Origin of the sequence: Campylobacter sp. LH-2024 (assembly GCF_048270605.1) — a bacterium.
GTDB classification, from domain to species: domain Bacteria; phylum Campylobacterota; class Campylobacteria; order Campylobacterales; family Campylobacteraceae; genus Campylobacter_D; species Campylobacter_D molothri.
Genome location: NZ_CP168139.1, coordinates 500,384 through 526,888 on the forward strand (window position 1 = coordinate 500,384; position 26,505 = coordinate 526,888).

Here is a 26,505-nt window from a genome sequence, read left to right on the forward strand (position 1 = left end):
ACTATGAAAAAAACAGCTTTGATTACAGGCTTTACTGGCCAAGTCGGCTCTCAATTAGCTGATTTTTTACTTGAAAATACAGACTGGGAAATTATCGGTATGATGCGTTGGCTTGAGCCAATGGATAATATTTATCATCTAAGTGATAGGATCAATAAAAAAGATAGAATCAGTGTTTTTTATGCAGATTTAAATGATTATACGAGTTTGCAAAAACTTTTTGAAAGCAAAAGACCTGATTTTATTTTTCATCTAGCAGCACAATCTTATCCAAAAACTTCTTTTGATTCTCCTATAGAGACTTTACAAACCAATATCATTGGTACAGCAAATATTTTAGAAAATATTAGAATTTTGCATCAAAAAGATGGTTATGATCCAGTTATTCATGTTTGTTCTTCAAGTGAAGTTTATGGGCGTGCTAAAGCAGGCGTTAAACTCAATGAAGAAACCTCATTTCACGGAGCAAGCCCTTATAGTATCAGCAAAATTGGCGCTGATTATTTAGGAAGATTTTATGGTGAAGCTTATAAGCTTAAGACTTTTGTTACAAGAATGGGAACGCATAGTGGCCCAAGAAGAACAGATGTATTTTTTGAAAGCACAGTAGCAAAACAAATCGCTTTGATAGAAGCAGGACTTCAAGAACCAGTTATTAAAGTAGGAAATTTATCAAGCATAAGAACTTTTCAAGATTGTCGTGATGCTATAAGGGCGTATTATTTACTAGCTCTTGAGAGCGAAAAAGGAAAAGTTCCATATGGTGAAGCATTTAATATCGCAGGAGAGGAAGCTTTTAAATTACCCGAAGTTATCGATATACTTCTTGGTTTTTCTACTAGAAAAGATATTAAAGTTGAGCAAGATGAGGAAAGACTTCGCCCTATTGATGCGGATTATCAAATGTTTGATAATACAAAGATTAAAAGTTATATCAATTGGAAACCAGAAATACCAGCTAGAAAAATGTTTGAAGATTTATTAAATCATTGGCGTAATGAGATCGCTAGAGGTAGAATTCCTCTTAATCGTTAAGGTAAGATATGAAAATTATACGTTCGCAAACTCCCCTTCGTTTAGGACTTGCAGGAGGGGGAACCGATATTAATTTATATTGTGATAGATACACAGGCTATGTGCTAAATGCAACAATTTCTCTTTATATTCATTGTACTTTGATAGAAAGAAAAGATCATAAAATTATTTTTGATTCGCCAGATACTAATTCATATGCTGAGTATCAAAGTGAATTAGAGCTTAAAAATGATGGAAATTTAGATATTTTTAAAGCAGTTTATAATCGCATTGTTAAAGATTTTATCAAAAAACCCTTGAGTTTTTCTTTGCATACTTATTCTGATGTACCTAGTGGAAGTGGTTTGGGTGGAAGCTCTACCTTAGTCGTCGGAATAATTACAGCTTTTGTAGAATGGCTAAATTTGCCTTTAGGTGAATATGAAATCGCAAAATTAGCTTTTGAAATTGAACGTGAAGATATGAAGATCGTTGGAGGTGCACAAGATCAATACGCTGCTACTTTTGGTGGCTTTAATTTTATGGAATTTTATGAAAATAAAAGAGTTATAGTTAATCCTTTGCGTATAAAAAATTGGATAGCAAGTGAACTTGAAGCAAGAACGGTTTTATATTTTACCAATATCACGCGCGAGGCAAAAGATATAGAAGAGCATAAAAAAGGAAGATTGGGAGATCAAAATTCCCTAAATGCTATGCATGCTATCAAACAAGATGCCTTAGACATGAAAGAAGCTTTATTTAGAGCTGATTTTGAAAAAATAGCACAAATTTTGGGCAAATCTTGGGATTCAAAAAAAATCATCTCTGAAATAGTCAGCAATGATGAACTTGAGAGAATTTATAAACTCGCTATAAAAAATGGTGCTTATAGTGGAAAAACGAGCGGAGCAGGTGCTGGCGGCTTTATGTTTTTCTTTGTAGATCCCATCAAAAAATACAAACTCATAGAAGCCTTAAATAAAGAGCAAGGTTATGTGCAAGATTTTTCATTTACAAAAGAAGGTGCAAAATCATGGAAAATATAAACTCATATATCAAAGGACATTTTAAAGATTCTATTTTAACAAAAGAGCAAATTTTCAAAGATGAAAATTTGATTAAACTTATTAAAAATGTTTCTTTAGAGGTGATCAAAGCTTACAAAAATGGCAATAAAACTCTTATAGCAGGAAATGGTGGTAGCGCAGCTGATGCACAACATATCGCAGGAGAATTTGTAAGCAGATTTTATTTTGATAGGCCTGGGATTGCTAGTATAGCACTGACAACGGATACAAGCATTTTAACAGCTATAGGAAATGACTATGGTTATGAAAATATTTTTTCAAGGCAAGTTGAAGCGCAGGGTGTAAAAGGGGATGTTTTTATAGGAATTTCAACGAGTGGTAATAGTAAAAATATCTTAAAAGCCTTAGAAAGTTGCAAGAAAAAAGAAATTTTAAGCATAGGATTAACCGGAGAAAGCGGCGGAGCCATGGATAAAATGTGTGATTATTGCATCAAAGTTCCTTCATCTTGTACTCCAAGAATTCAAGAATCTCATATAATCATAGGTCATATTTTATGTGCTATCGTTGAAGAGGAGCTTTTTGGAAAAGGTTTTGGTATTTGAAAGCTATTATTTTATGTGGAGGGCTTGGCACACGTTTAAAAAGCGTGATAAAAGATATCCCAAAACCTATGGCACCTGTAGATAATAAGCCTTTTTTGGAATTTATTTTTACCTATCTTAAAAAGCAAAAAATCGATGAAATTATCCTTGCAGTTTCTTACAAATATGAAATCATACAAGAGTATTTTAAAGATGAGTTTTTAGATATAAAAGTAAGATATAGCATAGAAAAAGAGCCCTTAGGAACTGGTGGGGCGATCAAACAAGCTTTGGAGTTAGTTAAGGAGGATTGTTTAGTTTTAAATGGAGATACTTTTTTTGATATTGATTTAGCTAAAATGAAGTTAGATAAAAGTAAAATTTGCCTCGCTTTAAAAAAAATGAATGATTTTAATCGTTATGGTTCAGTTGAGCTTGATAAAATGGGAAATATCACTTCTTTTAAAGAAAAGCAGTATCTAAAACAAGGTTTTATAAACGGTGGAATTTATCTTATCTCAAAAGATATGTTTGAAGGTTTTATTTTGGAAAAAAAATTTTCTTTTGAAGAATTTTTACAAGAAAATTATAAAAATTTAAAAGCTAGAGCTGAAATTTTTGAAGATTATTTCATAGACATAGGAATACCTGAGGATTATAAAAGTTTTAATCCTCAAAATTAATTATATTAACTTTATTTCTTTTTCTGTTGCAATGATACCACCTTTATATTCTTTTTCTCTTAAAGAATTTATAATTTCTTCTTCGTAAAGAGGTGCTGCAATGACAATAATTTCTATATCCTTAAAATTTTCTATATTTGGTTCTTGGATAATGATTGAAGAATTTTGCAAGTACATACCTTGTTTTCTTTTGTCAAAATCAAAACATTTTTTGATTTTTTCAGGGTAATCTATGAAAGTTATTATGCTATTTCCATGAGCTCCAGAACCATAAATTGCAATATTGTTATAATTGCATAAAAATTTGTTTAGTTTTGCTATATTTTTTTGAAATAATGTCGAAACATTGTTATCAAAAAAATTGAAATTTAATTTATTTAAGATTTGAGGTTTGGATATTTTTTAAAAAATAATCCTACATGTTGTTCTCTAAAAAGAAAAATTTCATCAACGATTTCGCAGCCCAATGATTGTAAGACATTGATTAGAATATTTTTTTGATAATAACCGCAATGATCATTGAAAATTTCATAAAATCTATTATGTTTAACCAGCTCATTAAAGTTTGGAACTTCTACATATATTATTCCATTGTTTTCTAACAAATTAACAACATTTTGTAAAAAATCTAAAGGAGTATTGATATGTTCAAGTAAGTGTCTAAATATAATAAAGTCAATTTTATATTCTAATTTACTTTTTAAAATATCGCAGTCAAAAAATCCTTGTATGTGTTTAAGATTGTTTATATTTTCTATTTCCAATGAAACCAAAGATGGATCAACAGTATAGAAAAATTTCACTTCATTTATAAGTGCATTTACCATATCTCCGCTACCTGGAGCGATTTTAAGACAAACGCTATTTTTATCGATATATTTTAAACATTTATCTTTGATCGTTTTGATAACATTACTCATAGCTTTGGAAACTATTTTACGAGAGAAATAACCTTCGCTTTGATATTCTTGAGAGATTTTTTCTAGGTTAAATGTGAGATTATACACATAGCCACAATCTTGGCACTGTACAAGTGTTATGGTATTATCACCCTTACAATATCCCCCCCCCCCGTTATTATTTATACTTTTTGTCAGATCTTTATCAAGTTTACCAGATGAGGTAAAGGCATTTTTTGCGACAAAAAGTTCTTTAGGTGTTTGATTACTTTGACATAATGGACATGACATGCGATTTCTTTTTATTTTAAATTATTGAAAAAATAGTAACTAAAATATGTTAATATTTTAAAACAAAATCCATGAAAGTTAAATTTAAAAATCAATGAAAACCATAATTATAGATTTAGATGGAACTTTAACTATCGATGATGATAAAGTTGATTACTGTGATAAAAATCCAAATCTTGCTCTAATAGAAACTATAAGAGAGTATAAAAAAATGGGATTTAAGATTACTATTTTTACAAGTCGCAATATGAGAACTTTTAACAATGATATAGAAAAAATCAAAACGCATACTTTACCCATCATCACCTCTTGGCTTGATAAACATAAAATTCCTTACGATGATATCATTGTCGGCAAACCTTGGTGTGGATTTGATGGTTTTTATGTGGATGATAAGGCTATTCGTCCTTCTGAATTTATTAACCTTAAATATGAAGAAATTAAAGAGCTTTTAAAAAAAGAAAATCCATATCAAGATGGCGGAAACCGATGATACTTATTACTTCTGCTAAATATTTATCTGCTGATTTTACTTTAGAATTTGGCAAAATACCTCCTTCTTTTTTGCCTTTGGGAAATAAAAGACTTTATGAATATCAAGTAGAGCTTTTTAAAGATATAAAGCAAAAAATTATCTTGTCCTTGCCTAAAAGTTTTAAACTGAATCATTATGATCGAAAAAAACTTAATGAATTGGGCGTTGAACTTTTATTTGTGCCTGAAAATTTATCACTAGGTGAATCTATAGTTTATTGCTTAAATATCGGTTGTAATTTTAATAAGTATTTGTATATTTTGCATGGAGACACTTTTTTTAAAAATCTTTCATTTAAAGACGATTCCTTGCAAGTAATCAAGGTAAGGGAAAGCTATGAGTGGGCCTACTTGGATGATGATTTTTTAACTATAAACAAAACAAAAGGTAAAGATTTCATTTTAACCGGTGCGTATAGTATTACTGATCCTAAATTTTTAATTAAATCTATAGTTGAGAACAATTATTCTTTTATTGGTGGCTTAAAAGCGTATTCAAAGACTTATCCTTTTAATGTTATCGAAAATGATACTTGGCTTGACTTTGGGCTTATTACAAGTTATTTTCATTCTAAGCAAGTTGTAAGTACTCAAAGAATTTTTAATAGTATAAGTTTTAAAAATGGTTATATTAAAAAAACATCAAAATGGGAGAAAAAAATTCAAGCCGAAATAAATTGGTTTGAAAGGCTTCCAAAAGAAATGATTCTTTATGTTCCTAAAGTTTTAAATGGATCAAATAGCTATCAAATCGAATATATTTATAACAATACCTTGTCCGAACTTTTGGTTTTTGGGAATTTACCCCATTATGTTTGGAAAAGAATTTTTTATTCTTTGAAAGAATTTTTGGATCATTTGCATTCTTTTTCGATAAAAAATGAAAATATAAGCTGTACAAATTTTGATTATAAAAAGAAAACATTGCAAAGATTAAATGAATTTCAAAAGCAAAGCGATATTGATTTGCAAAAAAATATCAAAATTAATTCCAAAATTTATCCAAGCGTTTATCATTTGATAGAAAAATTAGACTTGTATTTACACAAAAGTAAAAATAATTGTTTTATTCATGGGGATTTTTGCTTTTCAAACATAATGTATGATTTTAGATCAGGTAGAATTAAAGTTTTTGATCCTAGGGGATTTGATTTTAATGAAAATATAACTCCTTATGGGGATAAAAATTATGATTTTGCAAAACTTATTCATTCTGTTTTTGGTCTTTATGATTTTATCATTGCAGGTTTTTTTGAGTGTGATATTACAGAGGATCAGATAGAATTTTTTATTAATAAAAATGAAAATTTATCAAGCATTCAAAAAGAATTTTTACAAATTTTTAATATAGATGAAAATATAAAAGCTTTATGCATCCATTTGTTTTTATCTATGTTGCCTTTGCATAATGATTCAAAAATTAAACAAATAGCATTGTTAGCTAATGCTTATAGACTTTATGATGAGTTTTTTAAGGAGGAAGGATGATCATAATTTTTCCTATGGCCGGACTTAGCAGTCGTTTTACTAAAGCAGGTTATACTAAGCCAAAATATATGCTTGATTTAAAAGGAAATAGTGTATTTTTCCATGCAATAAATAGCTTTAAAAAATATTTTAATGAGTGCAAATTTATTTTTATTTATCGAGATATACAAGATACAAAAGGATTTATAGAAAAAGAATGTGAAAAATTAAATCTTAATTTATATGAGAGTATTAAATTAGATAAAGAAACTTTAGGACAGGCACATACTGTAGCTTTGGGAATTCAAAAAGCAAAAATTAAAGATGATGAGAGTGTTTTAATTTTTAATATCGATACTTTTAGACCCGATTTTTCTTTGCCTAAAACTTTAGATTTTTCTAAAATCGATGGCTATTTAGAAGTATTTGAAGCCGAGGGTGAACAATGGTCCTTTGTTTTACCTGGTGAAAATAATACAGTTTTAAAAACTACAGAAAAAGAAAGAATTTCTAGTTTGTGCAGCAGTGGTTTGTATTATTTTAAAAAAGCGGTATATTTTAAAGAAATATTTGATACAATGCAAAAAGAAAATAATCTTAGCAAAGGTGAATTTTATATAGCTCCTATGTATAATTCTTTGATCCAGCAGAAAAAAAATATCCAATATCATAAAATAAGCATTGATGATGTAATATTTTGCGGAACACCTGCTGAATATGAAAATTTAAATACCTTAAGGAACCACCATGCATAACCCCAACTCAGCCGTAGAAAGAATCAAAAATCATTTAGCTTATAAATTAGGTCAAGCTATGATTGAATATAATAAAAATGGGGGGGGGTATTTAACCTTATTTAAAAAGCTTTATAATATTAAAAAACAACACAAAAAAGAAAAACAAATCTATCAAGAAACCATCAAAGTCTTTCCTACTCTTAAATATCCTGAATTAAAACAATGTCCTGACTATAATGAAGCTTTAAAATGTTATTTTCATTTATCTTATATGTTGGGTGAAGTTCTAAACAAAACTTTTAAAACCTGGTATAAAGGAAGTATATTTACATTAGCTAAAAATATAAAAAAAGCCAATAAAGAATTTAAATTATTTCAAAATATTTTTAAGGAATTTGATCAAATTAATTCTACTATTTTTGAGAATTTATTAAATAACAAACAATTATTCTTAAAAGAATTTCCTAAAATAAAAAACCTATTAAATATTCATAAAGATTATCAACCTATTATAGATAATATCTTTCATAACTTTGATTATGTTGCAAAGAATTTTAACCTTATAGAAGAATGGTTATTATCTAATGATTTTAATGAAAAATATAAAAAAGAAAATCATCCTTATCCATCTTTACTTGATCCTAAAAAACTTAATGATGAAAAAGAAAAAATAAACTATAAAACTATACCTGCTGAACTTGCATGGGAAATGAATTTACCTTTGCCAGATAATTATGAGTTTGTGTTTTTGAGTATTTTTGGTGCTGGAAGTGATGCGATGGATAAATTTTTAAGAGGTTGTAAAATCAGCATGAATGCAAGGATTAATAATAATTATAATCGCTATTTAGACAGTTATAAACTTTTAACAAATAGTAAAAATTATAATGTTTTGGTTCTTTCTGGTCATAAAGTTATCAATGATACAGATAAATTATTTTTTTTAATTACTAAAAAAATTCCTTATTTATGTGTTGTAAGGGATCCTATATCATTATTAAAACCTTTGGTTAATCATCATCAAAACAATGATCAAATTATAAGAAAAATATCTTTAGATTTTGATTACAAAAGCTATATAAAGAGTGCGATTTTATATCATCAAACATTTATAAAAAATGGTATTGTAGAATACAGCCATGGAAGACGGCCAAATTTAAATAATTTATTAAGATATTTAGATGGTAATATAAATATATTAAACTATAGAATCGAGTCCTTAAAGCATTCTATCGAAAAAATATATTATATAAATATGGATGATATTACACAAGAGTATGCTTTTAATACTTTTAAAAAATTATCTCAAATTTTTCATTTTCCTAAGCCAGAAGATGAACTTTTTTTTAGAGCAAAGGTGTGCCGTAATGATATATTGGTTTTATTGCCTTTTACATTAACAGTTTTTTTAAAAGATTATGAGGATATTGATGATAAAGATAAAAGTATAGAAATTTTAATTTCAACATATCAGATAACTAAGAATATGATTAATAAGATTAATATTAATCATATGATTTTTAAGGAAAATACCTATTTTGATAATATTGTTTGTTTGTGTAATTTACTTGATTATGATATTTTAAAGAAGTGCAAGAAAATATTTGATAGAGTAAAAAAATATATTCATGATTTTATTTATGCTATGTATATTCAAGAACAGAATGAAAGAAATAAATTTTTTAAAGAAGAAGATATTTTAAATTATTTGAAAAAAAATAAAGATTTGGCATTACAATTAAAGGATGTGCTAGATAAAGATTATGTTCATATCAAAGAGCATCGCCCTGATATAGTAGCTTCTTGGAAATATTATCAAGAATTTGAAAAAATGTGTGAAGAGTTAGATTAAAATAAAATTATTATTTTTTTATGATATAATTTTTTCTTTATTTAAATACCTTAAGGAACCACCATGCATAACCCCAACTCAGCCGTAGAAAGAATCAAAAATCATTTAGCTTATAAATTAGGTCAAGCTATGATTGAATATAATAAAAATGGGGGGGGGTATTTAACCTTATTTAAAAAGCTTTATAATATTAAAAAACAACACAAAAAAGAAAAACAAATCTATCAAGAAACCATCAAAGTCTTTCCTACTCTTAAATATCCTGAATTAAAACAATGTCCTGACTATAATGAAGCTTTAAAATGTTATTTTCATTTATCTTATATGTTGGGTGAAGTTCTAAACAAAACTTTTAAAACCTGGTATAAAGGAAGTATATTTACATTAGCTAAAAATATAAAAAAAGCCAATAAAGAATTTAAATTATTTCAAAATATTTTTTAAGGAATTTGATCAAATTAATTCTACTATTTTTGAGAATTTATTAAATAACAAACAATTATTCTTAAAAGAATTTCCTAAAATAAAAAACCTATTAAATATTCATAAAGATTATCAACCTATTATAGATAATATCTTTCATAACTTTGATTATGTTGCAAAGAATTTTAACCTTATAGAAGAATGGTTATTATCTAATGATTTTAATGAAAAATATAAAAAAGAAAATCATCCTTATCCATCTTTACTTGATCCTAAAAAACTTAATGATGAAAAAGAAAAAATAAACTATAAAACTATACCTGCTGAACTTGCATGGGAAATGAATTTACCTTTGCCAGATAATTATGAGTTTGTGTTTTTAGCAGGAACCCTTTCGGGATATGGTGCCATAATGTCTTTTTTTGAGAAATGCAAATTAAATTATTTATATCATCATACTGATCCTATGAAAATTAGATATTTAAATCATTATATTTTTTTACAAAAAAAGCAATTTAACATTATTGTTTACTCTCAACTAAGCTTATCTTATAATATGAAGGATTTTGATAAGTTTTTTAAGTTAATAGATAAAAAAATTCCAATCCTTTTTTTGGTAAGAGATCCTATATCAAGATTAAAAACAGGGATAAATCATCCTATTGCTAATCCAAATAGCATAAAAGATCTTAATTTAAACACTAATGTTTATGATGTTTTTAAAAATAAAATGTATGTTGGAGATTTTGGAAAGAATTTTTGTTATTCGGAAGAGCCTTCGATGAAATATTTGCCAAGATGGATTATCAATGATATTCTTTTTCAAACTTCTTTGATTAATTTTTTACGGTATAGAGATATTTTTTATCTTGACATGGAAGAAATAAAACCAGCAAGAGCATTTGATACTATGTGTGATTTAGCGGATAAGTTTAATTTTGAAAAGCCCACTGATAAACTTTTTTTTAAGGGAATTATGAATGGGGATTTAATGCTTTTTATTCCTCTTAATTTTTATGCAAACAAAAAAAATATAATCAAGAATGATGATGTGGTTTATAAAGATAAAAGCAGTATATATATATTAATTTCTTCCAATAATTTAATTGAATTTTATAAACAATCCAAAGAATATATTAATTTTACTAAAGAATTTTTTGATCATCCTCTAAAATATGAAAATTTAGGAATATTTTTAAAACAACAAGAATTTGAACGTCTAAAAAAAGATAATAGTTTATTTGACGCTACTAAAAAATATTTAAATAATTTCGTAAAAGCTTTAGAAGAGAGAATAGAATTAGAAAGGGCTAAATTATTTAAAGAAAAAGATGTTTTGAATTATTTTAAAGAGAATAAAGAGTTAAGGCTAAAATTGAAAAATATATTAGACAAAGAATTAGTCCATATTAAAAAGTATCGTCCCGATATAGTAGCTTCTTGGAAATACTACCAAGAATTTGAAAAAATGTGTGAAGAGTTGGATGGTGAGAGCGAAATAAAACAAATAGAAAACAACAGTAATTAATGAAACAATAAAATTATATAAGATATAATTACAAATCAATTTAAAGGAGAGTTATGAGACAAGGTGATTTTACAGAAGTTGCAAAGCATTATCACAATAGACCTGCTTATAGTCCATTTTTATTGGAAAAGTTAGCTGCTTGTATCAATGATAATAAAAAAGATCTAAAAGATCTTAATATCGTTGAAGTTGGAGCTGGAACAGGTAAGCTTACTAAGATGTTAGCTCAAATGTTTGCATGTCAAATCAATGCAGTAGAACCAAATGATAATATGCGAGAAGAAGGGAAAAAATTTACTCAAGAATTTTCTAACATTTCTTGGCATAAAGGAAGTGGCGAACAAACTCATATGCAAGATCAAAGTGCGGATTGGGTGATCATGGCTAGTTCTTTTCATTGGACGGATCCAAATAAATCTTTACCTGAATTTGTAAGAGTGCTAAATGGGGGGGGGTATTTCACTGCGATTTGGAATCCACGTCATATTGTAGAAGGTTCGCTTTTTGATGAGATTGAAAAGGAAATTAAACATATTGTTCCAGAGCTTGCTCGTGTGAGTAGTGGAAGTCAAAATGTTAAAAAATGGGAAGAAATCCTTGTTTCAACAGGGGATTTTACGGACTGCTTTTTTATGGAATGCGACTATAAGGAAATTTGGGATAAAGAGCGTTATCTTGGAGCTTGGCATTCTGTAAATGATATACAAGCACAAGCAGGTGAAAAAAGATGGAAAGAAATTTTAGAAATGATAGAAGCTAAAATTTCAAAGATGCAAAATATAGAAATACCTTATAAAATAAGGGCTTGGACAGTTAAAAAAGCATAAAAATCCTTTTTTCATCTAGCTTGGAAGATGAAAAAAGGAATATAAATGGAAAAATTAGTAGAACAAGTATGGGATTATACCAAGCATGCAAAATTTTATAGCTATAGGCCAAATTATGCACCAAAAACTATAGATATGTTGATTACTTTAGTTGGAGGTAAAAATTTAAAAGTTGCTGATATTGGAGCTGGAACAGGAAATTTGAGTATTATGTTGCTTGAAAGAAATTGCAATGTTGTTTCAGTAGAGCCAAATGACGCTATGAGAGAAATTGGTATTGAAAGAACTAAAGGGCAAAGTATAGAGTGGGTTAGAGCAACTGGAATTGACTCAACTTTGGAAAATTCTTATTTTGATTGGGTTACTTTTGGAAGCAGCTTTAATGTTATGGATAGAAATGAAGCTTTAAATGAAGCGCATCGTTTGCTTAAAAAAGGCGGTTATTTTTCTTGTATGTGGAATCACAGAGATTTAAATGATCCGATGCAAAAGATCGCTGAGGATACTATTATAGAATTTGTTCCAAAATATACAAGAGGAACTAGAAGGGAAGATCAAAGACCTATTATAGAAAGTCGTAAAGATCTTTTTGATAATATAGTTTATATAGAAGAAGATTTTTATTTTCATCAAAGCATTGAAAATTATATTAATGCATGGAGAAGTGTTAAAAATCCTTATTGGGATTTGGAAACAAAAGAAGGAAATGAGCTTTTTGAGAAGATAAGTCAAAAGATCATAGAGAGACTTCCTAAGGAATTTGATATTAAGTATACTACACGTTGCTGGAGTGCTAAAAAGATATAAATGGGGAAAACATGGCGGAGTTAAATTTTCAAACCAAGGCTAAAAATCTTTATAATTTACAATCAAAATTAACCAAAGCAAAAGTTTTACCTTTGGTTTTAACTTCGCTTAAAGAATTAGAACAAAATAAAGAAGCGATTTTTAACAAAATTTCTCATTTAAATACCGAAAAAGTGATTATCAGAAGTTCATCTTCAGGTGAAGATAGTATGGTAAATTCTAATGCCGGAGCTTTTTTATCCCTTGCAAACGTTTTAACTAACGATAAAATAGAACTTTTGCAAGCTTTAGAAAAAGTTGGAAATTCTATGCCCTCAAAAGATGATGAAATTCTAATTCAACCTATGCTCGAAAATATAGAACTTTGTGGAGTAGGTTTTAGTGTAGATAAAGATAATTTTTCCCCTTATTTTTGTTTACAGTATGATGAAAGTGGCTCAAGTAATTCTATTACCGATGGAAGTGTAAAAAATGCCAAGACTTATTATCACTATCGCCAAAGTTTAGAATTTAAAGATGAAAAAGTAAAGCAAATTATAGAGTTAATTAAAGAGTTAGAGAATTTATATAATTGCTGCTTTTTAGATGTTGAATTTGCTTTTGCTAGGTTAGAGCATAAAAGTGAGCTTATTTGTTTGCAAGTTAGACCTCTTGTTATGCACAATAAAAATAATCTTTTTAATGCTTTGCCTAAAGAAGCCTTGGAGAGATTTGCTAAACGTTTCATATCTTTGCAAGAATTACGCCCTAGGGTTTTAGGCGATAAGGCACTTTTTGGAGTTATGCCTGATTGGAATCCTGCTGAGATTATAGGTTTAAAACCAAAGCGTTTAGCCTTTAGTTTATATAAAGAAATTATAACCGATAATATTTGGGCTTATCAACGTGATAATTATGGCTACAGGGACTTAAGATCTCACCCTTTAATTCATTCTTTTTTAGGTATACCTTTTGTTGATGTAAGACTTTCTTTTAATTCTTTTATCCCAAAGAATTTAGATGAAAAGATTGCTAAAAAACTAGCTAATTTTTATCTTAATAAATTAAATCAAAATCATGAATTGCATGATAAAATCGAATTTAGCATAGTGTATTCTTGTTATGATTTTTATACCCCATCTAAACTTAAAGAGCTTTTGGAACATGGTTTTAATGAAAATGAAATCAAGCGTTTGGAATTTAGCTTACTTGAGTTAACTAATAAAATCATTAATCCTTCTTCTGGGCTTTATTTAAAGGATATTAAAAAAGCATCTAAATTAAGGCAAAGATATGAAAATATCATTAAATCTGACTTTTCTTTGATTGATAAAATTTATTGGCTTTTAGAAGAATGTAAGCGTTATGGAACTCTACCTTTTGCAGGTGTTGCAAGAGCTGGTTTTGTAGCAATGCAACTTCTTAACTCTTTGGTTGAAATTAATTTTTTTACTAAAGAAGAAAAAAATAGTTTTTTAAATTCTTTAAATACAGTAAGTAAAGTTTTAAGTCACAAAACCTTTGAACTTAATGAAAACAATAAGGAAGAATTTTTAAATGAATTTGGACATTTAAGAGCTGGAACTTATAATATTTTATCACCTAGATATGATGAAAATTTTGATTTGTATTTTAATATTAATGAGAAAAAATTGGAAAATAAGTCACATTTTAATGATGAAATATTTAAAATATCAAAACAAAAACAAGAACAACTAAATATCTTACTTAAAGAGCATGGATTAGAGGTTGATTTTGAAGAATTTTTTGATTTTTTAAAGCAGGCTATAGAGGGTAGAGAATGGGTAAAATTTGAATTTACGCGTTTATTATCTAAGGCTTTATTTTATATAGAAGAATTAGGGCGTTATTATAAAATTGAAAAAGAAGATTTAGCACATCTTGATATTAAAAGTATTTTAAATCTTTATTCGAGCCTTTATTCTATTAACCCTAAAGAGCAATTTTTAGAAGAAATTTCACGTCATAAAAAAGAGTATGAATTAACTCAAGCTATAAAGCTACCTTCTTTATTATCAAGTTCTGATCAAATTTTTTCTTTTTATGTACATCGCATTATTCCTAATTTCATCACTCAAAAAAGTATTATTGCAAATACAGCTAGAGAAAGCGATCAAGATTTAGAAGGAAAGATAGTTTTAATTTATGCTGCAGATCCAGGATATGATTATTTATTTGCTAAAAAAATTGCAGGATTTATTACCTGTTATGGGGGTGCTAATTCTCATATGGCTATTAGGGCTTCAGAATTAGGACTTCCAGCTGTTATAGGCGTTGGAGAGGAAAATTTTAAAACCTATCTTAAAGCAAGTAAAATAAACATAGAATGTGAAAGTGAGCAAATATTTTGTTTATAGGGATCACTCAAAGACTTATTTGCAATCAAAACTATTTTGAGGAAAGGGAAGCATTAGCTTTAGATTGGGGAAGGCTTTTTAATTTAAATTTATTTTCGGGATTTTTACCTTTGCCTTTAAGTTATGAAATTGATTTTAATATCTATGAAAAACATCTTAATGCTGTGATTTTAAGTGGAGGAAATGATTTAAGTATTTACGATCATAGTGTTTTATCTCAAAAAAGAGATGCTTATGAGAGGAAAATTATTGAGTATTGTCTAAAAACAAATACACCGCTTTTAGGAATTTGTAGAGGTGCGCAAATGATCGCACATTATTTTGGTTCTTCTTTAAATTCTTGTATAAATCATATAGGAAATCATGAAATTATTTTTGATGATGTAAATTACATGGTTAATTCTTTTCATAATTATGCTATTGTGAACTTAGGAGAAGATTTGATAAGTTTAGCTAAAGCAAACGATGAAAGTATAGAAGCTTTTAAACACAAAGATAAAAATATTTATGGAATAATGTGGCATATAGAAAGAGAAAATGGGCTTGAAAATATAAGTATTTTAAAAAAATGGCTTGATCTTATAAAGGAGAAAAAATGAAAGCTATTATTTTAGCAGCAGGCTTTGGATCAAGATTAATGCCTTTAACGCAAAATAATCCAAAATGTATGGTTAAGTATAAAAATCAAGAGCTTATATCTTATGAAATTCAGGCTTTAAAAGGAGCTGGGATTGATGAAATTGCTATCGTAGGTGGATATTTATTTGATATTTTAAAAAATTTTATCCAAGAGCGTTTTGGACTAAATCATTTTTATATTAATGAAAATTATTCATCAACTAATATGCTATATACTCTTTTTTGCGCTAGGGAATTTTTACAAACTTGTATTAAGGATAAACAAGATTTGATTGTTTCTTACGCAGATATTGTTTATTTTAAAGACACAATTGAACTTTTAAAAAAAGCAAAAGATCCATTAGCTATTGTTATTGATGAGGATTGGAAAAAACTTTGGCAAAGAAGATTTGAAAATCCTCTTGAGGATGCAGAAACATTAAAAATAGATAAAAATAATTTTATAATAGAATTGGGTAAAAAAGCACAAAATTATGATCAAATTCAAGGACAGTATATCGGTCTTTTTAAAATAAGCTCTGATTTTTTATCATCTTTTATTGATTTTTATGATCATTTAGATAGAAATGCTTTATATGATGGAAAAGATTTTAATAATATGTATATGACAAGTTTTTTACAAGCTTTAATTGATCATTTTCATAATGCTAAAGTTGTAAGAATCCAAGGAAATTGGTGCGAGATTGATTTTAAAAGTGATCTAGAAATTCAAATTTAGTTATAATTTTTTTAATATTTTAATTTTTTAGATTTGTTTGATATAATGGTATCTTTGTTATTATAATTAAGAAAATTTGTTATGAAGTATTATTCAATTTCAAAAAAACTAATCATTAGTGTTAAAAATTTTTATTCTGTTTTATTTTTTAATATTTTTTCAAAATGTAACAAACACGATATTTTTATGGGTTGGGGGCGTAAAAAATCTGGTTTAAGAGCGCAAGAATTAGCTCAAAAATATAATGCAAAATTTATGCTTTTAGAAGATGGTTTTATAAGATCTTTAAATTTGGGCGTTGAAAATGCACCTAGCTTTAGCTTGGTTTGTGATGATATTGGAATTTATTATGATGCTACTAAATCTTCAAGGTTGGAAAATCTTTTAAATACTTACGAGTTAAATCAAGATGAATTAAATAATGCTAAAAGAGCTATAGAGCTTTTAAAAAAAAATAAAATTAGTAAATATAATAATAATTTAGATATTCCAAATAATTATTTTTTTCAGGATAAAAATCGTGTTTTAATCATCGCTCAAACTGCAAACGATGTATCGCTACAATATGGTTTAACACAAAATACCAGCACTAATGAAATAATAAAAGATGCTATAGAAGAAAACCCTAATAGTGAAATTTATATCAAAATTCATCCTGATGTACTAAGTGGAAAAAAACAAAGTGATTTCGATGTACATTCTTTACCTAAGGAGTGTAAGATTATAAGCGAAAATTTTAATCCTTTGGCTTTGTTAAAATATTTTCATAAGGTTTATACTAAAACTTCTGGAATGGGCTTTGAAGCTTTGATTATGGGTTGTGAGTGTATTTGTTATGGTATGCCTTTTTATGCGGGTTGGGGTTTAACGCAAGATAAACAAAAATGCCCAAGAAGGGTTAAAAAAAGAAGTCTTGAAGAGGTGTTTTATATCGCTTATATGCTTTATAGTCAGTATTTTAACCCTTATTTAAATAAAAAAAGCGATATTTTTGATACACTTAATACTTTAGCAAAATATAAAAGCATAGAGCAAGAAAATTCCAATAGACTTTTTTTCTTCGGTTTTTCAAAATGGAAAAGAAAATTTATAAAACCTTTTTTTATTGCTAAAAACAACAAAATCATATTTTTGGATTTATTAGATTGTTTAAAAGATATAAAACTAACAAAAAGTGATAAATTTTTCATTTGGGGTAAGAGAGTCGATTTTAATGAGTTAAAAAATATTCTTATAAAAAAAGCACAAGATGAAAATTTAAGCGATTTTATTCCAAAAATTTCTTTAGTAGAAGATGGTTTTATTCGTTCAATTTCTTTAGGTTCTGATCTTACACGTCCTTATTCTTTAATAGTTGATGATAAAGGGCTTTATATTGATCCAAATCAAGAGAGTCGCTTGGAAAGTATCTTGCAAAATGAAATTTTCGATGAACAAATTTTATCAAGAGCAAAAAATATTATCCACATTTTAAAAAAAAATAAATTTTCAAAATACAATGGCATTAAACATCAAGATATTAAGATTAATGCTAAAAAAGGACAAAAAATTATTCTTATTCCTGCACAAGTTGAGGATGATGCCTCAATGATTTTAGGCGGTTTTGGGTTATCGACTTTGGATTTGATTAAAGAAGTAAGATTAAAAAATCAAGATGCCTATATTGTTTTTAAGCCCCATCCTGATGTTTTAAGTGGAAATCGCAAAGGCTTAAAAGATGAAAAAATTATTTTACAATATTGTGATGAGATTATAAAAAATTGTAGCATAGATAGTGCAATAAAAATTTGTGATGAAGTACATACGATTACTTCTACTTCAGGGTTTGATGCACTTTTGCGTTTCAAAAAAGTCTTTACTTATGGTATGCCTTTTTATGCGGGTTGGGGTTTAACTCAAGATAGACAAAAATGCTCAAGGCGAATAAGAAAATTGACTCTAGAAGAGCTGGTTGCTGGTGTTTTGATACAGTATCCAAGATATATTCATCCAAAAACAAAAAACTTATGTGAAATTGAACTTTGTTTGGATATAATGCTAAAAATGCAAAATGATTATTTTTCTAAACCTTATCGAAAAATAATCATTGATTTTAGAATTTTTATATTAAGAAAAATAAGAAGAATTTGCGAATTTGTAGTGTTAAAATGGAATTTGATCAAAAAATAAAAAAAGAATTTAGCAGAAAAAGTGTTATTCTTTTGCAAGGACCAGTAGGTAATTTTTTTTATCGCTTAGCAAAAAAACTTAAAAAATACAATGCTAAAATTCTAAAAATTAATTTTAATGGTGGGGACTTTTTATTTTATCCTAGTGGAAAAATTTATAAGGGCAAAGAAGAGAATTTAACGCAGTTTTATGAAAAAATTTTTAAGCAATATAAAGTCCAAGCTATTTTGATGTATAATGATTGTCGATTGATCCATAAAAAGGCTATAGAACTTGCTAAAAAATTAAATATCGATGTTTGGATTTTTGAAGAAGGATATTTAAGACCTTATTGCATTACTTTTGAAAAAAATGGTGTTAATGCAAATTCCTTATTACCTCGTAATAAAAATTTTTATCTTAATCAAAAAATATGTAGCAAAAAATCAATTAAAGAAATTCCTGGTGGATTTAAATATATGGCCTTTTATGCTTTTTTATATTGGCTATTCTCGTTTCTTTTGGCTCCATTTTTTAACAATAATCTTCATCATCGCACCTTATATCCTTTTGAATTTTTATTTTGGCTTAGATCTTTATATAGAAAATATTTTTATAAATTTACAGAAAAAAGACTAAACGATAAGATTTACAATAATCTTAAAAAGAAATATTTTTTAGCTATTTTGCAAGTTTATAATGACACTCAAGTGAAATATCATTATAAAAAAAGTATGGAAGAATTTATAGAAGAAACTATACTTTCTTTTGCAAATCATGCTAGAGCTAAGTCTTACTTGGTTTTTAAACATCATCCTATGGATAGAGGATATAAAAATTATTTTAAATTTATTCAAATGGTTAGTGAGAAATATCACGTTGAAGGAAGAGTTTTATATGTCCATGATACTCATTTGCCAAGACTTTTAAAAAATGCCTTAGGATGTATTACTATAAATTCTACTGTTGGCCTAAGTGCTATTTTAGATGGTTGTCCTACTAAAGTTTGCGGTAAGGCTTTTTATGATTTTGACGGTTTAACCTATCCTAAGAAGCTTCATTTTTTTTGGAGAGAAGCTCACGCTTATAAACCAAATCCAGTTTTGGTATCTCAATATAAAAATTATCTTTTAAAAACCAATCAATTTAATACAAATTTTTATAAAAATTCGTTAAAGTAAAATTTTTAATTAATAAAATTTAAAAAAATTGTTATAATTTTAAGAAAAATAATTTGAGAAATTGATTTTTATGAATAGAGATGTATTTTATATTGCAGGATATGATCCTAAAAGTTATAGGTATTATTATGATTTATTTAAAAAAAATTTAAAAAAGTATTCTGATCAGTTTGATATTCAAGCTAGTATTAGCAAGGTTGAACATCATAAAACTTTTCCTTTTTTTAAAGTTGAAAGTCAAAATATAAAGCTTAAATATCATTTTTTAACTTGGAATGATATTGTCAAAAAAAATTGGTCAGAAAGTTATTTAGATGCTTTAAAAGATTGTTATAGTTTTTTTAGAATTTATACAATTACAGGGCTTTTTATCAAATTTGGAAAAGAATCTATTTATCAATTAATTACTGGATATTACCCTTTTTTTTATGTGATTCTTTCTTTAATTTTCTCCTTATTTATAGGTTTTGAATCTTTTTTTCTTACTAAAAATTATATACATTTTTCTTTGTCAATTATTCTAGGATTTTTGCTTTCATTTTTAATTTTTCATTTTTCATTTAAACTTGGTAGGAAATTGGCTGTATTTTGGATAGCTAGAATTTGTGCTTTTTGTGCAAATTGGCACAATAAAAAAGAAGGGTTGATGCAAGAGAGAATTAAAATATTTTCTGATACAATCTTGCAAAATTTAAAGCAGAATAAAAATAATGAAAATTATGAATTAATTTTAGTAGCTCATAGTGTTGGAACAATAGTTTGTATTGAGGTTTTGGATTTTATTTTAAAGCAAAATTTAGAACAAAAAATATTCAATAAATTAAAAATTATTACCTTGGGTGAGTGTATTCCTTTGGTGAGTTATCAAAAAAAATCTAATGATTTTAGAAAAAAATTAGAATTTATTTCTCAATTTGATTTAAAATGGTATGATTACACTTCAGTTATTGATGGGGCGTGTTTTCCTCAAGTTGATTTTTTTCGTACAAGTGGTGTCAATGCGAAATTTAAACCGCATTTTTTAAGTGCCAAATTTCATACTTTGTATGAAAAAAATGAATATAAAAAAATCAAAAAAGATAAAAATAAAGCACATTTTTTATATCTTTATAGTCCAAGTATTAAGGGTAGCTATGATTTTTTTAGTTTTGTTTTATCATCTGAATTTTTAGAAAAGGAGATAAAAGTATGAGTAGATGTCCTTTCTATCCAAAACCTTATAAAAATAAGGCTTCTACATTTTTAACTTTTTTACTTAAGCGTAGATCTTGGCTTGATGGGCTTTATGAGCGTAGTTATAAAATGCAAACAGGCTATGTTAAAATGCCTAATTTTGATCTTTATGTAATCAATGATACCAAAGAAGTAAAAAGAATGATGGTTGATGAGGTTAAGGAATTTCCAAAAAGTGCTTTTTTGCACGAGCTTTTAAGTCCACTTTTAGGAGAAAGTATTTTCACAACCAATGGAGAAGTTTGGAAAAAACAACGTGAATTATTAAGACCTAGTTTTGAAATGACACGTATTAATAAGGTTTTTAACCTTATGAGCGAGGCTGTAGCAGATATGATGGAACGTTTTGACAAATATCCAGATAATTCTGTGATTGAAGTAGATGAAGCCATGACCTTTGTTACGGCTGATGTTATTTTTCGCACCATTATGTCTTCTAAACTTGATGCAAAAAAAGGTAAAAAAATACTCGATGCTTTTGTAATTTTTCAAGAGCAAAGTGTACATACAGCTATGCGTCGTATGTTTCACTTTCCAAAATGGCTTTCCTATGTTTTAGGAGATCGCAAACGAGCAAAGGCGGGAGATACAATAAGGCAGGTTTTAAGTGATATTATAAAACCTCGTTATGAAGCTGTTAGCTCGGGAGAGTCTGGGAAATTTGAGGATATTTTAAGTTCTTTACTTTTAGTGGTTGATTCGCAAACCAATCAGCGTTTTTCATTTGAAGAGATTTTAGATCAAGTGGCGATGCTTTTTTTAGCAGGCCACGAAACTACGGCTAGTTCTTTAACTTGGACGCTTTATTTACTTAGTCTTTATCCTAAAGAGCAGCAAAAAGCTTATGAAGAAATTATTCAAATTTTAAAAGATGAGACTATTGAAATTTCACATTTGAAACAATTTAAATATTTAACTAATATTTTTAAAGAATCATTAAGACTTTATCCTCCTGTAGGATTTTTTGCAAGAGAAGCCAATAAAGATACTATTGTAAGAGATAAAACTATTAAAAAAGGATCAGGAGTTGTAATAGCACCTTGGCTTATACATCGTCATGAAAGTTTTTGGCAAAATCCTAATGAATTTAATCCTTCTCGTTTTGATGAGGAATATAAAAAAGATGCATATTTACCTTTTGGGGCTGGAGAGAGAATTTGCATAGGACAAGGCTTTGCAATGCAAGAGGCTATTTTGATTTTAGCTAATATTTTAAAAACTTATAAATTAGAACTTGAAGAAAATTTTATTCCAGATGTCGTAGGACGTTTGACTATTAGATCAGCAAATGGAATGAGAATTAAATTTAGTAAAAGGGATGTTAAGGGTGAAAAATAGAAATCGAGCGATTTTTTTTCATTTTAAGCATAAATTTAAAGGAAACTTGAGGGAGAAGCTAGCAGGAACTTTATTGCTCTGCGCTATCGTTCCTTTGGCGGTTTTGGGTTATATTTTTATTGTAATTGTAGGAATTTTTTTTAATACAGCAAGGGCAAGACAAGGTGTAAGAGCACTTGATCATTTTGTTAATGCAAGTTTGTTTAATGGTTACGCTTGGGAGAGTGTATCTTCTCATGCGTGGAGAGAAAGAAACCGTAAAAAATGGGCTAGAATAGTGATTAAAATTACTGATTTTTTTCAAAAAGATCATTGCAAAAGAGCCAATAAAAGAGAGCAGCCAGTTGTCGATTTTATACTTTCAAAAAATTTAGATAAACAAACTATAGGGAATTAAACTAAGACAACAATAGCAATAGCAAAACCACCATCATGAGAAATACTAAGAGATGTTTGTTTGATGCAAAAGTGTTCCATAATTTTTTTAGAATATTGAAGTTTGGGAGCATTTTTTTCATCTTTGTAAATTTCTATATCTAAAAATCCACAAAGATCACTGATTCCAGTTCCTAAAGCTTTACTAGCAGCTTCTTTTGCTGCCCAAAACCCTGCTAAACTGGCAGGACTTTTGATTAATAACTGCTCTTTAGGGTTTAGGAATTTATCTAAAAAATTCTTTTTATGCTTTTGATAAATCGTTTCTATTCTATCAATAGAAACGATATCACAACCTACACGCATTAAGACACAACAAAATCTGTAAAATAAACGTTTTTAATAAAACCATCAGTTAAGATTTCATTTATCTTGCCTACCAATTCATCTTTTAAGCGTTCTTTCCCCTTTTGAGTACTAATTTCTTCAAAAGTTTTTGAAGTTAAAGTTCTGATGATAATATCACGAATTACAGCTACTTTTTTATCAAGTTCAGGTTTTAAAAGCTCACTATTTTGTTCTAAGTCGATAGTACATTTTAAATATCTTGATCCACTATCGCTAAGTAAATTTAGAGTAAAAGGATCAAGAGAATACATAGGACCTATATTAGCATAATCACTGCCACGCTGTGTTAGAATTGAATTTTTTGTTTTACTTGTTTTAACCTCTTCTTTTGGAGCTTCTTTGATTTTTGTTTCATCGCTAGAGCTACTTGAAATAAGCCAAGCAATAACACCCATAATACTTAAAAGTAATACAAAAAGCAAAATAACTATAATAATTACAAGCATTCCACCTTTTTTCTTTTTGCTTTCTTCGTTTTCTAATTCTTCATCCATAAAAATTTCCTTTATTTAGTGAAATTAATGTAAAATTGTACCAAAATTTTCTTTATCTTAATAACTAAAAATTTATTATATTGAAAAATTTTTAATGATTTTAAGGATTTATATATGCTTGATGTAATTTTTAGAGAATATGATATACGTGGACTTTATGGAAAAGAACTTCATGAAAAAAGCGTTAAAGCAATAGGTTTTTGTTTAGGACAAACTATGCTTCAAAGAGGTTGTAAGAATGTAAGCGTGGGCTATGATGCAAGATATAGTGCTAAAGAACTTTTTGGATATCTGGTTAGTGGATTAAATAAAGCAGGTATTAAGGTTTATAATATAGGACTTACTCCAACTCCACTTGGATATTTTAGTCTCTATGAAGGATTAAAATTTGATGCAAATATTATGATTACGGCTTCACATAATCCAAAAGAATATAATGGTTTTAAAATTACTATAGGTAAAGAAAGTTTTTTTGGGACTGAATTAAAAGAATTTTCTAAAGAAGTTTATAAACATTTAGATGATGAAATAGAAGATAATTTTGATGCACAACCTTATGATATTTTAAGCCTTTATGTGGAATTTATGACTAAACAATTTAGTTTTTTAAAAGATTTTCATTATAAATTTGCTATTGATTGTAGCAATGGAGCAGCTGGAGTTGTAATAGAGCCTTTAATAAAAGCTTTAAATTTAAAAGCCCATCTTATGTTTGTCGATCCCGATGGACGGTTTCCAAATCATAATCCTGATCCAACAGAAGAACAAAATTTGGAAGCTGTGAAGAATTTTTTAAATCAAAACGAAGATTATGGACTCGCTTTTGCATTTGATGGTGATGCTGATAGAATGGTAGCTTTAAGTAAAACTCATATCTTTTGTGGAGACGAGCTTTGCTATTTATTTGCCAAAAATATTCCAAATCCTAGAATTTTAGGAGAAGTAAAATGTAGTAAAAATCTTTTTGATGAGGTTGCTAAATTTGGGACTATTTTTATGGGAAAAACTGGACATTCAAATATTAAAAAAATGATGAAAGAAAAAGATATTGATTTGGCTGCGGAAGTAAGCGGACATATATTTTTCAAGCATAGATATTTTGGATATGATGATGGAATTTATGCCTTTTTAAGAGCTTTAGAACTTGTTTATAAGGGATTTGATTTAGAAAGTATGATTAAAGAATTGTCTAAATTATATACCACGCCAGAAATTAAAATTCCAGTAAATGAAGAAGAGAAATTTCAAATTGTTAGTGAATTTCAAAAAGCAGTTGAAAATGGTGCTTTAGAGGGTGTGAAAAGTCTTTGTGAAATTGATGGAGCGAGAATGGATTTTGGCTATGGTTGGGCTTTGCTTAGGGCATCTAATACAAGTGCATATCTTATCACTCGCTTTGAAGCAAATTCTTTAGAAAAAGCAAGTGAGATTCAAGAAAAAGTTATGAATTTATTTAATCAAATAAAAGATAAACTTAAGAATTAATTAAGTAATATTTTTTGAAATTTTATTTCAAGGAGTGATTGATGAAAAAAACATGGATTTTAATGGCTACATTATGCACTATGGCGTTTTCAAATGAGTGTGATAAAAATATAGATCGCATTAGTAAAGAAATAGAATATGCTAAAATTCATAATAATATTGCTAAAAAATCAACTTTAGAGCTTGTTTTAAAAGAAGTGCAAAATAATTGTAAAAAAGATCCTCTTTTTTATGATAAAAAATTAGAGGCTAAAAAGCTCAAAGAACAAGAAGTTGAAAAAATAGAAAAAGAACTTCATGCTTTAGAAGAAAAAAAGGATTATATGAGTAAAGTAGAGTATAAGGCTAAGAAAAAGGCCTTAAAAGAGCAAAAACATCAAATTAAAAAAGAGATTGAAGATTATATTGATCATCTTTAATTTGATTATTATTGATAATTTTGCTTAAAATTTATTCTCTATGGGTTTATAAAACATAGAGAATATTTTAGTTTAGTTAGTTTTATTTTTTTTTAAACTTTCTAATAATTCTTCTATATTATAAATTCCTCGGTGTTGAGGTGTTAAAAGATGGATTAGAATATCACCCAAATCAATCACACTCCATTCTTCACTGCTGTCTATATTTAAAAATTCTTCACCTTTGCTTTTGAGTTTGGTTTTTAATTCATCAATTAAAGATAAAGCGTGTTTTTCTCCTAAGGTTGCAGCTATAATAACGTATTTTACAAAATATTCTTCTTTACTCATATCAAAAGTTTTTATATCTTCTGCTTTTTTTTCATCTAAAATTTTAACGATTAAGTCAATTCTTTCTTGCATTTTTTTCCTTTATTTTTTTGAAATTGTATCAATTTTTTTGAAATTTTTTATAATAATTTCGCACTTCATCTTTAATTTTTTCACATACTTCATCTGTATTTAGAGTATTTCTTATAAAAGAAGAAGCTATTTTAATATCGGTTTTTAAATCTTTAAATTGTTCTGGAATTTCTATATTATCTCGCTTAGCGATGACAAATTCAACTAAAGAAGCTAATTTTTCAAATTGATGCCAAAGATGGAGTTTTTCTAAATGATCAGCACCAATTAAAAAATAAAATTTACTTGGCTGATAAATTTTATAAAGATATTCTACGCTCTCTATACTTGGAACAGGGCGTTTTTGTTTTATTTCAAAATCACAAATTTTTACTTTATCTAAATTGCCCCAAAGTTTAATTACCCATTCTAATCTTTTTTCTTCATTAGCAAAAAATCCTTTTTTAAATGGGTTAATAAAAGTTGGCATAATAATTAATTGGTCAATATTAATGGTTTTTAAAGCTTCTTTTATAACAGCGTCATGCCCCTTATGTGGTGGATCAAAGCTGCCTCCAAAAAGTGCGATTTTCATCTATTTTTTAACCTTTTTTTAGTAGAATATTAACATAAAAAATTTGCAAAGGAAAAT

Annotated in this window: 26 protein-coding genes and 1 pseudogene; 21 read left to right on the plus strand and 6 right to left on the minus strand. The window is 27.6% G+C overall.

The genetic code is table 11. The annotated features are described in order from the left end of the window. Window positions 1-3: 3 nt before the first annotated feature. Genes ACD570_RS02670 through ACD570_RS02685 form a run of 4 tightly spaced genes read left to right on the plus strand, consistent with a single transcriptional unit; the run spans window position 4 to window position 3,312 of the window. Window positions 4-1,035, plus strand: a complete 1,032-nt coding sequence (locus ACD570_RS02670; RefSeq protein WP_337207709.1) for a GDP-mannose 4,6-dehydratase — start codon at window positions 4-6, stop codon at window positions 1,033-1,035. Window positions 1,036-1,043: 8 nt separating this feature from the next. After that, on the plus strand, window positions 1,044-2,063 hold the full coding sequence (locus ACD570_RS02675) for a dehydrogenase (protein ID WP_337207710.1): 1,020 nt from the start codon (window positions 1,044-1,046) through the stop codon (window positions 2,061-2,063). Then, on the plus strand, window positions 2,051-2,650 hold the full coding sequence (locus tag ACD570_RS02680; protein ID WP_337207711.1) for a D-sedoheptulose-7-phosphate isomerase: 600 nt from the start codon (window positions 2,051-2,053) through the stop codon (window positions 2,648-2,650). Before ACD570_RS02675 ends, ACD570_RS02680 begins: the two co-directional genes overlap by 13 nt. Then, window positions 2,647-3,312: a nucleotidyltransferase family protein gene (locus ACD570_RS02685; RefSeq protein ID WP_337207712.1), complete on the plus strand. Its 666-nt coding sequence runs from the start codon at window positions 2,647-2,649 to the stop codon at window positions 3,310-3,312. Before ACD570_RS02680 ends, ACD570_RS02685 begins: the two co-directional genes overlap by 4 nt. Here ACD570_RS02685 and ACD570_RS02690 read toward each other — a convergent pair whose 3' ends face one another. Further along, window positions 3,313-3,711 (minus strand): hypothetical protein, encoded by a 399-nt coding sequence (locus ACD570_RS02690; RefSeq protein WP_337207718.1) that lies wholly within the window; start codon window positions 3,709-3,711, stop codon window positions 3,313-3,315. It abuts the gene before it with no gap. Beyond that, window positions 3,690-4,502: a class I SAM-dependent methyltransferase gene (locus ACD570_RS02695; protein WP_417904364.1), complete on the minus strand. Its 813-nt coding sequence runs from the start codon at window positions 4,500-4,502 to the stop codon at window positions 3,690-3,692. The genes ACD570_RS02690 and ACD570_RS02695 overlap by 22 nt, the downstream gene beginning before the upstream one ends. 94 nt (window positions 4,503-4,596) lie before the next feature. Between ACD570_RS02695 and ACD570_RS02700 the strand changes: the two genes are divergently transcribed. The 15 genes and pseudogenes from ACD570_RS02700 (at window position 4,597) to ACD570_RS02770 (ending at window position 22,688) form a co-directional block, all read left to right on the plus strand. Beyond that, entirely contained in the window at window positions 4,597-4,995 is a 399-nt protein-coding gene (locus ACD570_RS02700; RefSeq protein WP_337207715.1) for an HAD hydrolase family protein, read from the plus strand. Beyond that, complete coding sequence (locus ACD570_RS02705; protein ID WP_337207716.1) at window positions 4,992-6,524, plus strand: phosphotransferase; 1,533 nt, start codon at window positions 4,992-4,994, stop codon at window positions 6,522-6,524. The genes ACD570_RS02700 and ACD570_RS02705 overlap by 4 nt, the downstream gene beginning before the upstream one ends. After that, window positions 6,521-7,258, plus strand: coding sequence for a glycosyltransferase family 2 protein (locus tag ACD570_RS02710; RefSeq protein ID WP_417904365.1), 738 nt, complete (start codon window positions 6,521-6,523; stop codon window positions 7,256-7,258). Before ACD570_RS02705 ends, ACD570_RS02710 begins: the two co-directional genes overlap by 4 nt. Continuing rightward, window positions 7,251-9,092, plus strand: coding sequence for a DUF2972 domain-containing protein (locus ACD570_RS02715; protein WP_417904366.1), 1,842 nt, complete (start codon window positions 7,251-7,253; stop codon window positions 9,090-9,092). Before ACD570_RS02710 ends, ACD570_RS02715 begins: the two co-directional genes overlap by 8 nt. Before the next feature lie 63 nt (window positions 9,093-9,155). Continuing rightward, window positions 9,156-11,043: pseudogene (locus tag ACD570_RS02720) on the plus strand (DUF2972 domain-containing protein). 53 nt (window positions 11,044-11,096) lie between these two features. Continuing rightward, complete coding sequence (locus ACD570_RS02725; RefSeq protein ID WP_337207625.1) at window positions 11,097-11,870, plus strand: class I SAM-dependent methyltransferase; 774 nt, start codon at window positions 11,097-11,099, stop codon at window positions 11,868-11,870. 45 nt (window positions 11,871-11,915) lie between these two features. Further along, window positions 11,916-12,677, plus strand: coding sequence for a class I SAM-dependent methyltransferase (locus tag ACD570_RS02730; protein ID WP_337207626.1), 762 nt, complete (start codon window positions 11,916-11,918; stop codon window positions 12,675-12,677). A gap of 11 nt (window positions 12,678-12,688) precedes the next feature. Continuing rightward, entirely contained in the window at window positions 12,689-15,034 is a 2,346-nt protein-coding gene (locus ACD570_RS02735) for a PEP-utilizing enzyme (RefSeq protein ID WP_337207627.1), read from the plus strand. Continuing rightward, window positions 15,025-15,633: a gamma-glutamyl-CDP-amidate hydrolase gene (locus ACD570_RS02740; protein WP_337207628.1), complete on the plus strand. Its 609-nt coding sequence runs from the start codon at window positions 15,025-15,027 to the stop codon at window positions 15,631-15,633. The genes ACD570_RS02735 and ACD570_RS02740 overlap by 10 nt, the downstream gene beginning before the upstream one ends. Next, on the plus strand, window positions 15,630-16,391 hold the full coding sequence (locus ACD570_RS02745; RefSeq protein WP_337207629.1) for a phosphocholine cytidylyltransferase family protein: 762 nt from the start codon (window positions 15,630-15,632) through the stop codon (window positions 16,389-16,391). Before ACD570_RS02740 ends, ACD570_RS02745 begins: the two co-directional genes overlap by 4 nt. 81 nt (window positions 16,392-16,472) lie before the next feature. Continuing rightward, entirely contained in the window at window positions 16,473-18,560 is a 2,088-nt protein-coding gene (locus ACD570_RS02750) for a capsular polysaccharide biosynthesis protein (RefSeq protein ID WP_337207630.1), read from the plus strand. After that, entirely contained in the window at window positions 18,539-19,720 is a 1,182-nt protein-coding gene (locus ACD570_RS02755) for a capsule biosynthesis protein (RefSeq protein ID WP_337207631.1), read from the plus strand. Before ACD570_RS02750 ends, ACD570_RS02755 begins: the two co-directional genes overlap by 22 nt. 70 nt (window positions 19,721-19,790) lie before the next feature. Next, the gene (locus ACD570_RS02760; RefSeq protein ID WP_337207632.1) at window positions 19,791-20,912 is read left to right on the plus strand and encodes a DUF829 domain-containing protein; all 1,122 of its coding nucleotides are present in this window, start codon (window positions 19,791-19,793) and stop codon (window positions 20,910-20,912) included. After that, window positions 20,909-22,291 (plus strand): cytochrome P450, encoded by a 1,383-nt coding sequence (locus ACD570_RS02765; protein WP_337196926.1) that lies wholly within the window; start codon window positions 20,909-20,911, stop codon window positions 22,289-22,291. Before ACD570_RS02760 ends, ACD570_RS02765 begins: the two co-directional genes overlap by 4 nt. Further along, a complete protein-coding gene (locus ACD570_RS02770) occupies window positions 22,272-22,688 on the plus strand; it encodes a hypothetical protein (RefSeq protein WP_200280810.1) in 417 nt (138 codons plus the stop codon). The genes ACD570_RS02765 and ACD570_RS02770 overlap by 20 nt, the downstream gene beginning before the upstream one ends. Here ACD570_RS02770 and acpS read toward each other — a convergent pair. Further along, complete coding sequence (gene acpS / locus ACD570_RS02775; RefSeq protein ID WP_200280807.1) at window positions 22,685-23,032, minus strand: holo-ACP synthase; 348 nt, start codon at window positions 23,030-23,032, stop codon at window positions 22,685-22,687. The two genes, ACD570_RS02770 and acpS, sit on opposite strands and share 4 nt — an antisense overlap. Beyond that, window positions 23,032-23,568, minus strand: coding sequence for a flagellar basal body-associated protein FliL (fliL, locus tag ACD570_RS02780; RefSeq protein ID WP_417904367.1), 537 nt, complete (start codon window positions 23,566-23,568; stop codon window positions 23,032-23,034). The genes acpS and fliL overlap by 1 nt, the downstream gene beginning before the upstream one ends. Window positions 23,569-23,682: 114 nt before the next feature. On the opposite strand from fliL, the gene ACD570_RS02785 reads away from it, so the two are divergent. Both ACD570_RS02785 and ACD570_RS02790 read left to right on the plus strand, forming a co-directional pair. Then, the gene (locus tag ACD570_RS02785; protein WP_417904368.1) at window positions 23,683-25,053 is read left to right on the plus strand and encodes a phosphomannomutase/phosphoglucomutase; all 1,371 of its coding nucleotides are present in this window, start codon (window positions 23,683-23,685) and stop codon (window positions 25,051-25,053) included. A gap of 41 nt (window positions 25,054-25,094) precedes the next feature. Continuing rightward, a complete protein-coding gene (locus ACD570_RS02790) occupies window positions 25,095-25,472 on the plus strand; it encodes a DUF1090 family protein (RefSeq protein ID WP_239820040.1) in 378 nt (125 codons plus the stop codon). Window positions 25,473-25,544: 72 nt separating this feature from the next. Here the strand turns inward: ACD570_RS02790 and rsfS are convergent, their stop codons facing one another. Together rsfS and nadD are read right to left on the minus strand one after the other, a co-directional pair. After that, on the minus strand, window positions 25,545-25,874 hold the full coding sequence (gene rsfS / locus ACD570_RS02795; protein WP_200280795.1) for a ribosome silencing factor: 330 nt from the start codon (window positions 25,872-25,874) through the stop codon (window positions 25,545-25,547). Window positions 25,875-25,902: 28 nt separating this feature from the next. Then, window positions 25,903-26,448, minus strand: coding sequence for a nicotinate (nicotinamide) nucleotide adenylyltransferase (gene nadD, locus ACD570_RS02800; RefSeq protein ID WP_200280775.1), 546 nt, complete (start codon window positions 26,446-26,448; stop codon window positions 25,903-25,905). Between the last annotated feature and the right edge of the window lie 57 nt (window positions 26,449-26,505).